The organism is Paenibacillus periandrae (assembly GCF_022458865.1).
In the GTDB taxonomy this organism is placed as follows: Bacteria; Bacillota; Bacilli; order Paenibacillales; family NBRC-103111; genus Paenibacillus_S; species Paenibacillus_S periandrae.
On record NZ_JAJNMU010000015.1, the window covers coordinates 42,945 to 57,755 of the forward strand.

A 14,811-nucleotide genomic window follows, 5' to 3' on the forward strand; every position below is an offset into this window, starting at 1 on the left:
TAAAATCAACAAAATTGGTTCACGACTTTTATATCACCTGACACTTTTTTTGAAAGAAACAAATAAAGTATTTTCTTAGTGCTCAGGTTAAGATAAGTCCCCTGTTTAAGCACTACATGCTACTCGCGTACGTCCTTTAATAGGTAATTGGAAATGGAATGTAATGAGGAGGACGTAGCCCAAGCGAAGGCGAGGGAGCGTTCTTTTTATTAAACTACCCTGAAAATCAAATGCACTGAGTAGCTAAAAATTGCAGCACGAAACTAAGCCCGGCTAGTGTGTTTTTTTTTAGCTGCGCCTACATTCTAATATGGGGTGGTGGTGTCATGATGCAGCGGGGTTGGATATTGTAACAGTAAAGCCCAAGTTTTCGAGCCTTCGCACAGATTGTTTAACGATCATCTCTTGCTGCCTCGTCTCAAAATAATTGGAACCCAAGTCACGGTAATTCTCGCCACGCGTAAGCAGGTAATAAGCGATCGTCATCATCGAATGGGCAACCGCGATGGCCGCACGTTGCCTTCCCTTACGGGCTGCAATACGTCGGTATTGGGCACCAAGATAGTTGTCCGACCCTCGTATGGATTGGGCCGCTTCTGTGAGAGCTGCTCGGAGATACTTGTTCCCCTTACGAGTCTTGGAAGGCTTGCGTTTACCGGCACTTTCATTATGTCCGGGAACAAGTCCGATCCATGAGCAAAGGTAAGCTGCACTTGGGAATCGGGCGCCTACATCCGTTCCGATTTCAGCAAGGATTTGTTCAGCGGTGCGACGAGCGATCCCAGGGATGGTGTCCAGTCGATCCAACTGCTCCTGAAAAGGGTCTAGCCGTTTGGCTACCTCCGTATCCAGATCCACGATTTGTTCATTAAGAAAATCGATGTGAGTCAGCATCGCTTTTAACATGAGACGTTGATGGGCGCTCATGTTACCGCGAAGCGCTAATTCCAATTCTTCTTTCTTGCGCTTCAAGGTTCGACGTGCGAAGCCGGCAAGCTTTTCCGGGTCGGTTTCACCCTCGACCATGGCTTCCAACATATCCCGACTGGAAAGCCCCATGATGTCGGACACGACGGAAGCGAGCTTAATGTTGGCGCCCTCGAGCACTTTCTGAATGCGGTTATGCTCACGAGCACGTTCCTGAATTAAACTTCGGCGATACCGAACCAATTCCCGCAGTTCACGCTGAATGCGATCTGGAATGTAACTGGCTTTGAGGAGCCCATGGCGCAAAAGATCGCAGATCCATTCGGCGTCTTTCACATCCGTCTTACGACCGGGGACGGCTTTCATGTGCTGAGCATTGACGACAAGAAATTCGATATCCTCGGCCTCGAGCAGGTTGACGATTGGCTTCCAGAAAACACCTGTACTTTCCATAGCCACATGGCTACAACCACGCGCGTTGATCCAGTCGATTAGCTCCATCAGGTAAACCGTGTGAGTACGAAACGTTTTAATCTCCTTTCCGTCCGGTGTAACGATACAGGCCGTGATGGACTTCTTGTGAACATCAAGTCCGCATGCTCGTTCAATGAGTACTTCCATTAAAAGTCACCTTTCTACGGCAATGAAATTGCGGGCTGGTGCAACAACCAAATGGGTTATTCTACCCTACGTGCTACCCCTAAAGGGTGCGACAGTCCGTGGTGCACCGTGGTCGTCGGAGTCAGACTAACGGATGGGTTCGCGACACCATAGCTGAACGACCTTCCTCGCCAGCCGTAAGAAGTATATCGTCGAAAACGAGCCCCATTTTCATCATCTGTGGTGCCACGAAGCGCGGCATGGGGGGCTAACGGGATAGTTGAATAACACACATTAATAAGCAGGCGCTGATGCCTGCTTATTCTATTAATCAAAGTAACTTCATATGGGTCTTTTGCAAAATGAATACTTTGAGAAATAAGTAACAAGGGATAACATGTTTTGTTGTAAAATAGAGGAAAGATATGGAATGGCATCAACTAAATATGATAGTATACAATTAATATAATTCCGAAAAGAGTGGTAAGGATGAAATCATATATCAATTGGAGGTCTACGATCACCATCTACAAAAAAGTGATGAAAGGAGCGTGATAAATTAAAAAGAAAAAGGAGCAGAACGAAATGATACAAAACAGAAAAGCAACCGTTAATGACTATGATATGATTATAAATCTTTGGGAAAGGTCGGTAATGGCCACTCATCATTTTTTGAGTTTCAAGGCTAAAGAGGAAATCAAAAAAGAATTACCCATGTATTTTCCTCATCTTGATGTACGTCTCTGGTATACCGAAGACTCTATCATTGGTTTTACCGCCATCAATGAAAATCACTTGGAAGCACTATTTCTCGATCCCGATAAAATTGGCAAAGGGAATGGGAAACAAATTTTGGAAAAATGCATTAATGGTTTTGGGATCACGTCCGTTGATGTGAATAAACAAAATGAGAATGCGACAAGGTTTTACTTAAAAAGCGGTTTCGGAATAATCGGTGAAGATTTGACGGATGGAGCAGGCCGCCCTTACCCCATTTTACATTTGAAATATAATGAACAGCAGAAGTAACTCTTCTGTCCAGGCTGTCGAGAAATCGACAGCCTTTTAGATAACTATTGAATATCTTTTTTGACGGCACACAGAAGTTTAATGATTTTGCGATACATAACGTTACATAACTAATTAGGTGATTCAACAATCATTACTCTAATCATTAGGAAATGCTATTTTGTTAGTTGAACCATTACGCTAAAACCAGCGCAGCACCACAGATGATGAAAATGGTTAGAATCTGTCCTACTGCTACTATGACTGGGAGAGGAAGGTCGATGAACTATGGTGCCATAGAGCCCATCCGTTAGTCTGACTCCAACGATCACGGTGCATCACAGATTGTCGCTCCCTTTTGAGAAGCACTCATGGGAGATTAATCCTACTCTGGTTGCTGTACCAGCCTCATTTTTATGTTCAGCCTTGAAAGGCCTTTCGTACTTTAATTTCATAACTCTTCTCAGGCACAGCCTTTTTTTAAAAAATCATTTGGCTAGGTCTTTTTGAGGTTTTTACCGGATTTAATTTTCATGGTAGTTCAATGCTCTATCAAAAACCTTAAAATAGGTCACAACTTTATCAGGACAAGAAAACGACACTAAGGTAATTGAAACTTTTGAAGCAGAAACCACCAATTCCATCGAAATGCAAAAAGCAGGCTTTCAGGCGATTCTGGACAATTTCAAAAAATATAGTGAAGCGTCCTAAGAAGATTAGGATAAAATAAGTCGGAGAGCGGCTGACTAGGACTTGAAAAATAAAATTTTAGACTGCCGCTGTTTCTACAAGTGTTAATTGGGCCAAACTCTTAGCATTATCCGTTAATTGCTTTCTCACTGAGGAGGACCTATTTTCAGCCTTTCGTACATGTATAGCACAAAAAAATGGAAACGCTTTAATTTTAAGTGGACAAAAGGTTACGATGGTGATAATATTATTTCTACAAGAAACAATATCGTATTAAATGAGTATAAAATTTGGGTAAGTCCCACTTGTATCCATGTTATTTGGCAATGATCCCCTTGCACATGAAGCATACTAAAAACGTTCAGGGCTAGTGGATTTCATTCTGTTTTGTGCTTGAGCGTAGCGAAAGGAATGAGAATTATTATGAGTATAATAGAGACGACAATCGCATCCTTTGACGGTACAAAGCTGTATGTTAGTAAAAATTTAGTTAGTGATGCAAAGGGCGTAGTAGTAATCGTTCATGGTTTATGTGAGCATGCCGGGCGTTACGATTATTTGACGGAAAAATTAAACATGCGTGGTTTTCATGTATACCGTTTTGACCATCGTGGTCATGCCAGATCTGACGGTCCGCGCACCTTCTACAACGACTTTCATCAAATCATTGACGATGTCAATGTCATTGTTGAGGCAGCGTTGCAAGAGAGTGGCGATACCCCTCTTTTTGTAATCGGACATAGTATGGGAGGTTTTGCATCTTCTTCTTTTGGAACCAAATACCCAGGCAAAGTAAAAGGGATTGTTTTATCAGGAGCGCTTACCCGTTATCATACGAAGGTTGCCGGAGAACTGCCGCTTGAGCTTCCTTTGGGTACGTATTTTCCGAATGAGCTTGGCAGCGGAGTATGCAGTGATCCAGAGGTTGTATCCGCTTACGCTAATGATCCGCTAGTAGAAAAACAAATTTCTGTAGATCTATTCAATAGCCTGGGGTATGGAGTAGAATTTTTAAAACAACATGCACAACAATTTGTTGATCCGGTTCTGGTTCTGCATGGAGCAAACGACGGGCTGGTAAGCGAACGCGATTCTCGTGATTTTTACGGAGAGATTGCTTCTTCCGACAAGACTTTGAAAATTTATGCTCATCTCATGCATGAAATATTTAACGAACCAAGTCGCGACGAGGTAATTGAAGAAGCTATTACCTGGATTGAAAAACGAATCTGATTTCTGCACATTTAAGACGAAAGGGATTACCAATGAAATTAGAATGGATGGGCAACCATCGAGTACTTATTGAGAAGATCATTAAGTACGGGAATGCTTACTCAAACACCTATAAGCTGCAGCGAAGCTACGGAACAGATGTGATGTTCTCTGCCTCGCAGATTCAGACGCTGGAATATATTCTGGAAGCTGAGGACAAAGATGAGAAAATGTCGGAAATGGCAGCACGTCTTGGCGTTAGTCGAAGTACCTTTTCAAAGAACGTTAAAAATTTGAAGGAAAAAGGCTTATTGGAGAAATATCATTTAAGCGGCAATCGCAAAGATATATATGTAAAACCTTCTGCCAAAGGACGCGAGGTGTATGCAAAGTACACTAAATTTGTTTGCCAAATTTGCTTTGATGATATTTTTCAGTATGCTGACAACATTTCAGAGGCTGACAAGGAAAACTTTATTCGTATTTTAGATTTATTCGCTGATGTTTTGCTGTGGTATGGTGAAAAGGAACAAGAGCCGCGAAAGCTAATCAAAATTGATGCTGGAAATGATTAAATTTGCTAAAATCTGTGAAAGTTGAATTATTCATCTCGGTGTAAAGTTCAAAGAGCAGGTCCACATTATGCAAAAAGAAATGATGCAGGCAAAAATCCGATTCAACGGATGATTGCAGACACTGCTGCCGATGATCTTAGAGACCAAATAATCAGTCATCTAAACAAAGAAGGAAGCGGTCAGAGATATAATACTCTGATCGCTTCCTTGTAGTTTACGGTTATGACCAGGAGATCACCTCATTGAAGGTTCCCCCATCGTATGCTCTGATTAACCTTGATTTTGTTTTTGTGTGCTAGTGGTTGCCGTTTTATCGCCCACAGTTACGGTTACATCCTTCTTGACGCCATTGCTGACAACCGTGATTGTTGCTTGATCTCCAGCTTTTAGCGCCTGTACTTTAGCAGTTAATTCGGTGGGACTTGTAATTTTGGCACCATTGACTGCGATGATGACATCATAAGGGCGAATGCCAGCTTCAAAGGCCGGGGATTTGCGCTGTACATCAGCCACCAAAGCACCGTCTGTCGTATCGACTTTGAGATCATTCAACATATCCGATGTCAGATCCTGAACGCTCACACCGATGAACGGAGCCGGTTCTTTGGGAATGGTGACATTATCCTTAAGCTGCTGTAAAACCGAGCTAATCGTACTGGACGGAATAGCAAATCCTATTCCTTGAGCTTGCGAGTTCACTGCGGTATTGATACCAATAACTTCTCCGTCCATGTTTAACAGGGGACCGCCGGAGTTGCCAGGATTAATAGCGGCGTCGGTTTGAAGCAAATGCTTGTAATCACGGGTACCATTCGTATCCGGGATGCTGATCGGACGCTCTTTGGCGCTTAATAGGCCAGCTGTTACCGTATAGTCAAAGTCGTACGGATTACCGATGGCTACAACCCAATCACCTACACGCGCATTGTCCGAATTACCGATAGGCAGCGTTGAGAAAGGCGTGCTTCCCTCAATTTTCAGAACCGCCAGATCAAGATCGTAGCTGTTGCCGAGAAGTTTGGCTTTGTATGGTTGATCTTGTCCTTCAATGGTTACATTAATTTCATCGGCGCCATCAATGACATGTTCATTCGTTATAATGTAGCCGGACGATTCAAAGATGAAGCCGGTGCCCAGCCCCGAAGGTTGAAGCTGACCGTTTGGTTCTTGTTCTTGACTACCTCCATTGTCTCCAAAAAATTGACGGAAAAACGGATCGCTGTAGAGCGGGTTATTTTGCTTATTGGAGCTTTGAGCTTTCGTTTTCGTTTCAATCTTTACCACAGCCGCGCTTGCCTGTTGAGCAATATCAGCAATATTGGTGGGCCTCACGATATCCAGTGAAGCTTTTTGTGCGGTTCCGCTAATTACAGCACTTGGGGCAGCTGCAGAAACACTGGAAGCGGGGGAACCTCCCGTAAACAAATTCATTCGATCAGAAGCGAACATCATGCCGCCGACCACAATCACGCCAGCCATAAAGGCGGCAAAGACGCTTTTTCCATTACTGCGGGATGTCTTGTTTCCCTGTGAACCAGATTCAGGAGGACGCTTGTCCCTGGGATGTGAATCACCGAATAATCGAGGCTGGGTGACCTTAAAATCACCAGATTCCTCTTGGTATAATAATGAATTTTGTTCGTTGCGGTGCTCATGATCCTTGGAAGGCTGTATGATAGTATCGGTATCTTTGTGGTTGTTTTCCATTGTTAAAACCTCCATTTTATATAGTTGAAATATTGGATAGGATAATAGTGAGTAAATCGTCCTTCTGTTATCTATATTGGACCTCAAGTATTAACGCCAACTTAAATTACTTATAAAATGACATTAGATTTAACTGGGAAATCATACTATTTGCCTCTAAATGGATTATTATCATATAAAAGAAATGCAAAAGAGCCTGCGTCCTACTTATGGAGTGCGAGGCTCTTTATGATAGACAAGTATAAAATGTTTTATTAGCTTAAATACAGCATATATACCGCCATAATTCCACCATCGGCCAAAGCATGGCAAATCACGGACCCAATCAATGAGTCTGATCTGCGGGTCAAGTAACCCCAGAACAAGCCTGCAATGAAAACAGGGAGGAGCGCTATAAAGGGGAAAGGCCATTTGAGCAGCGAGATCAACGAAAGTAAATGGTAAGTGGTGTAGAACAATGCCGTCCAGCCAATAGCTGCATAAGAACTGACTTTGCGCAGCAGCTTTTGATAGACGTAAGCCCTCCAATACAATTCTTCCAGCAAGGGGTTAACCAATACTAAAATAAGGATCAGCCAACCTTTATTTTCCGAGAACCCCCAATCAGCCAAAGTCTGCTGAATTTCACTGATGTCAAACAGAATAGGAGTGAGAATTGAAGCAGGGATAACAATAATAAGGCTAAATATGATCCCGGATAAGACACCAACAGCAACAGAGTCCTTACGAGGATATAAGCCGAGCTGTTTGACCGCCTCATCAAGAGGTACTTTCTGAATAAACAAAAAGTCGATTAACGGTACAAGCAGCAGCCAGCTGTAAAATAGCACAAATGTTATCGGAACGCTATGCATCAGCTGCAGCCCAAGCACGATCGTAATAGTCGGTCCGATCAATAATACCCATATCCCCATCATAACCCCACCCAATCTCACGTTATCTACTTATACTATTAATAGTAGTTAATGGATCAGGTTTCAGTAAGTACTAACTTGTACTAGTACCGAAACTCACTAATGGAGAGAGGGTTATGACCAACGATTATTAATTTCTTTGCACGCCTTCGGGACCTAATCCAGTAGGGACAAAACGATCTTTAAAGCTGTACACCATATGCGCTTGCAGGGTGTTGCCTTGAAGCAAATGTTCACGTACCATCGCTCTGCCACTTTCCGGTGTCATGTCCTTGTACCATATACCTTCCGGATATACGGTAACCACACACGCATCCTGGCAGCGTCCATTACAGCGTGTTCGTGTGGTATGGATAAACCGATCAGCACCTTGTGCCGTTATTTCCGCCCGGATGGCCAAGGTGACTTCTTCCCCCTGATGCTTCATACAGCTCCCGCCGTTGCAAATGAGCACATGATGCTGCGTTTCGGATAAATTCCAGGTTGCCATGCTTTCACCGCTTTCTAGTAAATTCTAATGATTAAATTGAGGGAAGGTGGGCGTATTGGCTAGCAGCTTGCGTGTATACGCATGCTTGGGTTCGTTAATTAATCGTATTGCCGTAGTATCCTCGACAATCGTGCCCTTTTCAATGACGAGAACACGTTCACATAGCTCGGATACGACGGCTATATCATGGGAAATAAATAAGTAGCTAACCTGCTGCGATAGATGCAGCTGTTGGAGCAATACGAGCATTTGCGCTTGAATCGACACATCCAAAGCCGATAATGGCTCATCCAATATAAGCAGCTTCGGCTTTAATGCTAACGCACGGGCTATGCATACCCGCTGGCATTGTCCGGTGCTCAACTCGTCTGGATAGCGGTTCAAATACCGTTCGTCTAAACCAACCTCAAGCAAAAGCTCCACAATCCGCGCCTCGGCGGCAGTGCCATAATTTCGCAGCGGTTCAGCGATGCTGCGTCTTACTGTCCAACGAGGGTTCAGGCTGGTTCGGGGATCTTGAAACACCATCTGAATGTCTTGTCTCCAAGAGCTTCGAGCGCTCCATTTCAACAACGATTGATCATTCCATAGTATATCGCCACCACTTGGTTGATCAAGACCCATTATGCATTTGGCGATGGTGCTTTTCCCCGATCCGGACATACCGATCAAACCGACGATCTCTCCTTGTGCTATCGCAAAATCAATAGCATGCAGCACCTGTTTGCCGCGGTAGGCCTTTTGCAAATTTTTTACTTGGAGCATGAAGGATCTCCTTTCGCCATAACCGGGCTGTGCTGCGGGATAAACAGACGAGGAATAGATGCTAACAGCAGTTTGGTGTAGGTTTCTTGAGGCTGCGTAAAAATCGATTTCACATCATTCATTTCAATCAGACGGCCTTGATGCATCACGCCAATACGGTCAGCGACCTGGGCAACGAGCCTAAGATCATGAGATACAAAGATCATCGCAGCGCCACTGCTTTGCTGCAGTTTTTTGAGCAGTGCCATAATCTTGGCCTGTGTACTTACATCGAGTGCTGTTGTAGGTTCATCGGCAATGATGATTTGTGGATCGTTGATCATAGCCATGGCTATGACGACCCGCTGCCGCATACCCCCACTAAGCTGATGTGGATACATGGCATAAACCTCAGGCGCAAGCTCAGTTTTGGACAGCATGTCGATAACTTTATTTTTCATCTCGACTCGCCCTAATGGAGGGTTGTGTTGATGATAAATCAGACATTCCAGCAGTTGGTCACCGATCGTCAATGTTGGATTGAGGGTATCCATCGGGTCTTGAGTAATATAGGTGAGCCGCTTGCCGCGGATCATCCGCCAATCGTCCCATTGCCAGTCAGATGTACTTTCGCCCAGAATGGCGAGGCTGCCGTCCGATTGTTGAAGCGGGTGTCTCAGAAGTCCCATGATGGTCAGCGCCAGTGTGCTTTTGCCAGAACCGCTTTCTCCGACCAAGCCTAAACATTCTCCTGGATATAGCTCCAGGTTGATCGATTGTAAAATCGGCTGCGACTTCTGACGTTTACGAGTGCTGAGCACATCCACACTGATGTTGCTGACAATAAGCAGCGGCTCTTTACCCGCAGTTGCTTGCTGATATCCAATGGCTGAGGCCGCAGCCGTTTCCATGTTCGCTGCTCTTTGGCTGCTTGAGATTTCGGTGAGCTTCCTGCTCATTCGGTTTCTTTTTTTGAATAGCAGTGGAACATGTAGTGTTCTTGGCTCCAATGCATCCTTAACCGTGTCACCCAAATAATTAGTCGCCAGCACCATAACGAAAATCATTGTACCTGGAGCTAAAAATAACCAAGGTGCTTCCTCCAAGTAAGCTCGGCCTTCATTTAACATAGCACCCCATTCCGGCTGTGGCGGACGAATCCCGAGGCCAAGAAATGATAAGGAAGCGATACTTAGAATAACATATCCTATATCCAGCGTTATGAGCACCAGAATTGGCCCGATTATGGCCCCCAGTATATGAGTAAGCATAATTTTCCATGCCGGTGTTCCTGAACAGCGCGCCGCATGAATATAACCATCCTGTTTCACCATCAGCACATAACTGCGGAAAATCCGTGCATAAGAAGGCCAGGAGACGGCGGCTACCGCGATCATCAAGCCCGTTAATCCCGGACCCATCAGCGCTGCAATAGCTATCGCCAGTACCAAGGTTGGAAACGAAAGCAGGACATCCATGAAGCGGGTCAATATTTGATCAACCCAGCCTCCCAAATAGCCTGCTGTTACGCCAATTACTAGGCTAAGTGAAATGATCAGGCCGACAGCCATGAAGGAAGCCGTTAAGGAAGCAGAGCCTCCATAGATCAACCGTGTGAACACATCTCTGCCGAAATTATCGGTACCCAAAAGATGTTCACCCGATGGCGGCATTAACACTTGTGCATAATCGACCTTGACAGGATCATGGCTTGTGAATATGGATGCGCCTAATGAGAGAATGATCACCATAACGATGAATAGCAGCAAAATCAAGGCAATCGGGTCCTTTACTATCGTTGACCGCAGCTGTCTGAGCATTCGCTTATCCATGGGTTCCCTCCTCTATCCGCACACGGGGATCGATCCAGCGGTATATGATATCTATCAGCACATTGATCATGACATAGGTTACAGCCATAAGTAAGGCGAATGCCTGAATAACGGGATAATCCCTTCCGTTGATGGCATCGACCACATAACGTCCGATACCTGGCCATGAAAAAACAGTTTCAATAATAACAGCTCCTCCGAGCAGACCACCGATGATCATGCCGAAAGACGTAATAACGGGAATCAGCGCATTGCGCAGGGCATGCTTGTATACGATGACAGAGCGAGGCAGTCCTTTGGCCTCTGCCAGCACCATATAGCGTTTGGAAAACACCTCCAATAAAGAGGTGCGCAGCAATCGGGAGGTCGTTGCAGCCAGCCCAGTTCCGAGCGTTAAAGCAGGGAGCACCAAATGCTGCCAAGAGCCTCTTCCGAGTGTGGGAAACCAACCGAGCAGATAGGAAAGGCAATAAACCAATACCAATCCGAGGAAAAAATTCGGAACAGATACACCCATTAACGCGATGAAACGGGTGATGTGGTCGGTAGGACGCCGATGAAATACGGCACCGGCTATGCCAGAGGGTAAAGCTATGACGAGCATGACTACCAATGCTGCGCCTGCCAGCTCCAAGGTTGCCGGAATTCGTACCCAAAGCTCTTCTGTAATGGGTGTACGGCTGCGAAAGGAGGTTCCCAGATTACCGGAAACGACCTCCTTCAGCCATGTCAAATATTGAATCGCAAAAGGCTGATCAAGCCCCAGCTGCTTGCGCAGGATAGCGGCATCCACATCCAGATCAGTCACGGTTGCCCCGGGATCAAACATCGTCAGCAAAATCATCTGCGCAGGGTCACCTGGAATAAAGCGTAATAACGAAAATATGAGCAGTGTGACACCGAGAAGCACAGGAAGGGTGACCGCTATACGAATGAGCAGATATTTGAAGATACTCATTTGCTAATGTACATTTCCGGTACAACCTTCGTTCTCAGGTTCTCATCTATGCCTTTCACCTTGTTGTTGTAGGCCGAGCCCCAGCTTGCCGAGTTATACATATATACGATTGCCGTTTCATCCAGTACGATCTTCTGAACTTGCTTTGCCAGCTCATTTTGCTTGGTGGCATCAAATTCAGCCGACAGCTGGTCGATCAGCTTGTCCACCTCAGGATTGCTGTATCCACCATAATTGCTGACGATGCCACTTCGATAGTATGATTTTAATTGGCCTCCGATATCTCCGGTTACACTGCCGCAGGAGCAGTAGGTAGCCATCTCGAAGTTGCCGTCAAGCATCAGCTGATTCGAAGCCGTAGTTTCAACAGGTGCAATTTCAATATTAACACCGACAGCCTTTAACTGGCTTTGCAAAGCTACAGCAGTTGGCTGAAAGAACGAGTAAGTCAGCAGCTTGAACTGCAGCTTTTGACCATCCTTGGTACGAACGCCGTCTGCTCCGGCTTTCCAGCCTGCTTCTTCAAGCAGCTGTGCTGCCTTGGCACGGTCGGATTCCGGACCTTTGTCCAGTGCATACGGAAGTCCCTTCGGGAAGTGTCCTGTCACGGGCTCGGCAAATCCACGGCTCACCCCGTCAATGAGCTCTTTGCGATCCAAGGCCAGACTTATAGCCAAGCGAACCTTGGGGTCTTGAAAAGCGGGAACCTTTTTAATGTTCAGCCATAGATTGCGCGTTGAGCCCGGAGGATACAGCACATTGAATTTTTTATCCTTTTCATAGGCAATCCGTTGTTCAACCTCCACATTCATATCCGCGTCCGCATCTCCGCTTTTCATAGCGAGCAGGCGACCTTGTCCATCGGACCCCAGCCTTGCCTCTAAACGCTGAAGCTTTGGCTTTGTGCCCCAATATGTGGGAACGGCTTCGGCAATCAGCAGCTCGCCCGGAATAAATTGCGTGGGCTTCATAAACCCGGTTAAATCGGCTTCTTTATTAAATTTATCGCCAAGACGATCCGCCTCAGCCGCATTATGGATTGCAAATCCGGTAAGCTTGAACATAAAAGCCGGGTCAGGCTTAGGTGTTTTGAATTGAATATGCAGCGCATCCTTGACAATGAACTCCACGCCGCCGATCTGTGAGGAAGCCCGCTTGTTCAGCTTTTGATGGCGTTCAAGCGCTGCTTTGACTGCAGCCGCATCCATCACGGCTCCGCTCCAAAACTTCACATTAGGCTGCAGCTCCATTTCCCAAAGGGTAGGCTCTACGCTTTTCCATGACTTGGCCAGCCATGGACGTAAGGTCGCATCATCATTGAGCATGACCAATGGCTCGGCGATCCCGTCCGACGTAATTCGCTGTGCATCCACATTAGTTGGATCCAACGAGCGGGGCATGTTCAAGGTGACATACTTCAGCACCTGTTGATCGGCCATCGCGGAGCTTGTGCCTGCTGTGGCATTGTTAGCACCTGTGCCTGAACCTGCCGAGTTTGTAGCCGTGCTGCAAGCAGATAATGCGATGAGTAAAGTCAAAATGAATGTGAACCAACTGCTTTTTTTTAAATAAACCAACATCTTGTTTGTCTCCTCCTGTGTTCCTTCTCATAATTGTAATTCCTGCCCCACCTTGTTAAAGCACGAACATCGTATACAACGCAAAAAAGACATCGTTACCCTATAACAAGAAAAAGGTAAAGATGCCCATAGTTTTATTGTATGAAACTTTTGGCCGTCCTTAACACCTCCCTATCCTTCGTAGGTAAAAGCAGTGTTGTCAGAACTGGCAGGTCTCCTGGCTTCGGGATCATGATCATCAACGGCCTTCCCAATCTTAACATGGCTAAGATCAGTGGCATAATCGTTGAGGACTTCTCCGTTACAGTGGCGGGACCGCGTCGGCATTGCACCGAACTTCCCTTTTAAGCTTCAGCTTGCTGAAGCACCTGTTCCCACAAATATTCAATTATCAACCTTGATCATAAACAATATTAATATCTTATGCAATACAAATATCGAGTGAGTAAAAATCGGATAGCGAAGTCTAAAAATTCGGACAAACGATGACAAACTTGTATTGACAATTTGCTGGGTAAGAGTATAAAATCTAAATAATATGGTCAGACCATAATACTATTGCTTAAAATCCAAACTGTATCCAAGAGTTGAATAAGATACAAGACAGGAGGAACACGATGATAGGCACGGCTGTACCTTATATCGAACGCAATGGAATGAAATTATCACGATATATGCTGGGTACTGCACAATTGGGACTGGGCAGCTATGGAATTAACAATCGGCTCGGTGCTGTGGATGGGAGCGCCTTACTTGAATATTGCGAGCATACAGGTATTAATTGTTATGACACAGCTCATGAGTATGGAGATGCAGAGCTAAAGCTGGGTCGCTTTTTCATAGGGAAACATCCCCCGTTCATAGCATCAAAGCTGAAGGTTGATCTTCATCACACCTCCGAGCTGGAGCTTGAGCGTCAGATGGTACAGACGACCGAACGAATCATAAGCCGTCTGAAGGTAGATTCCTTGTCTGCATTAATGATTCATGATCCTGTTATGCTGCAAGTATACGGAGACAAGGTGAACCGTATACTGCACAAGCTGCAGAAGGAGGGTTTCATTCAAAGAGCTGGCATATCGTTTGGAGCCGATCCTGTCGAGCAGTATGCCTACAGCGCTGGGTTGGTGCAGGACGATATATTTGACATGGTGCAGCTTCCTCTTAACTTGTTTGACAGACGTATGGTTCAATGCGGCGCGCTCGAGGATTTTACCAGCAGAGGGAAATGGATAGTCGTTCGAAGTGTGTTTTTGCAGGGGCTGTTTTTTCTGGAGAAGGATGCGCTGCCAGAGGCCATTCAAGCTGATGGGAGCATTCTGCTTGAGACTCTTCACAGGCTGGCACTAGAGGAAGGCATATCTGTCGCAGAGCTTGCTATGAGCTATGTTCGAGATTTGGAGAATGTGCATTGTCTGGTTATCGGTGCAGAAACTCCTGAGCAAATCCAGCATAACCTGGAGCTTATGAACCGTCCCGCGCTTTCCGAACGGACGCGAGAGCGAGTTGAGAAAGCTTTTGCTGATATTCCTCATCAATTTGTTGATCCAACGCAATGGAATAAGTAGAGGAAA

Annotated in this window: 12 protein-coding genes, 1 pseudogene and 1 riboswitch; of the genes and pseudogenes, 5 read left to right on the forward strand and 8 right to left on the reverse strand. The window is 45.5% G+C overall.

Going from position 1 to position 14,811, the window contains the following annotated elements:
* Positions 1 to 324 precede the first annotated feature (324 nt).
* Positions 325 to 1,548 (reverse strand): IS110 family RNA-guided transposase, encoded by a 1,224-nt coding sequence (locus LRL21_RS24395; protein ID WP_240418386.1) that lies wholly within the window; start codon positions 1,546 to 1,548, stop codon positions 325 to 327.
* Positions 1,549 to 2,112: 564 nt separating this feature from the next.
* Here LRL21_RS24395 and LRL21_RS24400 point away from each other — a divergent pair.
* From LRL21_RS24400 to LRL21_RS24415, 4 genes and pseudogenes are all read left to right on the forward strand, one after another.
* Positions 2,113 to 2,556, forward strand: a complete 444-nt coding sequence (locus LRL21_RS24400; protein WP_240418387.1) for a GNAT family N-acetyltransferase — start codon at positions 2,113 to 2,115, stop codon at positions 2,554 to 2,556.
* A 555-nt stretch (positions 2,557 to 3,111) separates the two neighbouring features.
* Positions 3,112 to 3,246: pseudogene (locus tag LRL21_RS24405) on the forward strand (polyketide cyclase); the annotation flags it as partial.
* A gap of 402 nt (positions 3,247 to 3,648) precedes the next feature.
* Positions 3,649 to 4,458 carry an alpha/beta hydrolase gene (locus LRL21_RS24410; RefSeq protein WP_240418388.1) on the forward strand — a complete coding sequence of 270 codons (810 nt, stop codon included), beginning with the start codon at positions 3,649 to 3,651 and terminating at the stop codon, positions 4,456 to 4,458.
* A gap of 32 nt (positions 4,459 to 4,490) precedes the next feature.
* Positions 4,491 to 5,012 (forward strand): MarR family winged helix-turn-helix transcriptional regulator, encoded by a 522-nt coding sequence (locus LRL21_RS24415; protein ID WP_240418389.1) that lies wholly within the window; start codon positions 4,491 to 4,493, stop codon positions 5,010 to 5,012.
* 270 nt (positions 5,013 to 5,282) lie between these two features.
* On the opposite strand, the gene LRL21_RS24420 is transcribed toward LRL21_RS24415, so the two are convergent.
* The 7 genes from LRL21_RS24420 to LRL21_RS24450 all read right to left on the reverse strand — a co-directional run bounded on the left by LRL21_RS24420 (position 5,283) and on the right by LRL21_RS24450 (position 13,237).
* Positions 5,283 to 6,719: a S1C family serine protease gene (locus LRL21_RS24420; protein WP_240418390.1), complete on the reverse strand. Its 1,437-nt coding sequence runs from the start codon at positions 6,717 to 6,719 to the stop codon at positions 5,283 to 5,285.
* Positions 6,720 to 6,973: 254 nt separating this feature from the next.
* Positions 6,974 to 7,636 carry a CPBP family intramembrane glutamic endopeptidase gene (locus tag LRL21_RS24425; protein ID WP_240418391.1) on the reverse strand — a complete coding sequence of 221 codons (663 nt, stop codon included), beginning with the start codon at positions 7,634 to 7,636 and terminating at the stop codon, positions 6,974 to 6,976.
* 127 nt (positions 7,637 to 7,763) lie between these two features.
* On the reverse strand, positions 7,764 to 8,123 hold the full coding sequence (locus LRL21_RS24430) for a (2Fe-2S) ferredoxin domain-containing protein (protein WP_240418392.1): 360 nt from the start codon (positions 8,121 to 8,123) through the stop codon (positions 7,764 to 7,766).
* A gap of 24 nt (positions 8,124 to 8,147) precedes the next feature.
* On the reverse strand, positions 8,148 to 8,888 hold the full coding sequence (locus tag LRL21_RS24435; RefSeq protein WP_240418393.1) for an ABC transporter ATP-binding protein: 741 nt from the start codon (positions 8,886 to 8,888) through the stop codon (positions 8,148 to 8,150).
* Positions 8,876 to 10,699, reverse strand: coding sequence for a nickel transporter permease (gene nikC, locus LRL21_RS24440; RefSeq protein WP_240418394.1), 1,824 nt, complete (start codon positions 10,697 to 10,699; stop codon positions 8,876 to 8,878). Before nikC ends, LRL21_RS24435 begins: the two co-directional genes overlap by 13 nt.
* Entirely contained in the window at positions 10,692 to 11,657 is a 966-nt protein-coding gene (nikB, locus tag LRL21_RS24445) for a nickel ABC transporter permease (RefSeq protein WP_240418395.1), read from the reverse strand. The genes nikC and nikB overlap by 8 nt, the downstream gene beginning before the upstream one ends.
* Positions 11,654 to 13,237 carry an ABC transporter substrate-binding protein gene (locus LRL21_RS24450; RefSeq protein ID WP_240418396.1) on the reverse strand — a complete coding sequence of 528 codons (1,584 nt, stop codon included), beginning with the start codon at positions 13,235 to 13,237 and terminating at the stop codon, positions 11,654 to 11,656. Before LRL21_RS24450 ends, nikB begins: the two co-directional genes overlap by 4 nt.
* Positions 13,238 to 13,427: 190 nt before the next feature.
* Positions 13,428 to 13,624: riboswitch (cobalamin riboswitch) on the reverse strand.
* A gap of 230 nt (positions 13,625 to 13,854) precedes the next feature.
* Between LRL21_RS24450 and LRL21_RS24455 the strand changes: the two genes are divergently transcribed.
* A complete protein-coding gene (locus tag LRL21_RS24455; protein ID WP_240418397.1) occupies positions 13,855 to 14,805 on the forward strand; it encodes an aldo/keto reductase in 951 nt (316 codons plus the stop codon).
* Positions 14,806 to 14,811: the final 6 nt, after the last annotated feature.

Excerpts from the sequence above, each read along its gene's own strand:
- nikC (WP_240418394.1), bottom strand. The coding sequence starts at position 10,699 with ATGGATAAGCGAATGCTCAGACAGCTGCGGTCAACGATAGTAAAGGAC.
- nikB (WP_240418395.1), bottom strand. The coding sequence starts at position 11,657 with ATGAGTATCTTCAAATATCTGCTCATTCGTATAGCGGTCACCCTTCCT.
- LRL21_RS24400 (WP_240418387.1), top strand. The coding sequence starts at position 2,113 with ATGATACAAAACAGAAAAGCAACCGTTAATGACTATGATATGATTATA.
- LRL21_RS24435 (WP_240418393.1), bottom strand. The coding sequence starts at position 8,888 with ATGCTCCAAGTAAAAAATTTGCAAAAGGCCTACCGCGGCAAACAGGTG.
- LRL21_RS24395 (WP_240418386.1), bottom strand. The coding sequence starts at position 1,548 with ATGGAAGTACTCATTGAACGAGCATGCGGACTTGATGTTCACAAGAAG.
- LRL21_RS24430 (WP_240418392.1), bottom strand. The coding sequence starts at position 8,123 with ATGGCAACCTGGAATTTATCCGAAACGCAGCATCATGTGCTCATTTGC.
- LRL21_RS24455 (WP_240418397.1), top strand. The coding sequence starts at position 13,855 with ATGATAGGCACGGCTGTACCTTATATCGAACGCAATGGAATGAAATTA.
- LRL21_RS24450 (WP_240418396.1), bottom strand. The coding sequence starts at position 13,237 with ATGTTGGTTTATTTAAAAAAAAGCAGTTGGTTCACATTCATTTTGACT.
- LRL21_RS24410 (WP_240418388.1), top strand. The coding sequence starts at position 3,649 with ATGAGTATAATAGAGACGACAATCGCATCCTTTGACGGTACAAAGCTG.
- LRL21_RS24425 (WP_240418391.1), bottom strand. The coding sequence starts at position 7,636 with ATGATGGGGATATGGGTATTATTGATCGGACCGACTATTACGATCGTG.
- LRL21_RS24415 (WP_240418389.1), top strand. The coding sequence starts at position 4,491 with ATGAAATTAGAATGGATGGGCAACCATCGAGTACTTATTGAGAAGATC.
- LRL21_RS24420 (WP_240418390.1), bottom strand. The coding sequence starts at position 6,719 with ATGGAAAACAACCACAAAGATACCGATACTATCATACAGCCTTCCAAG.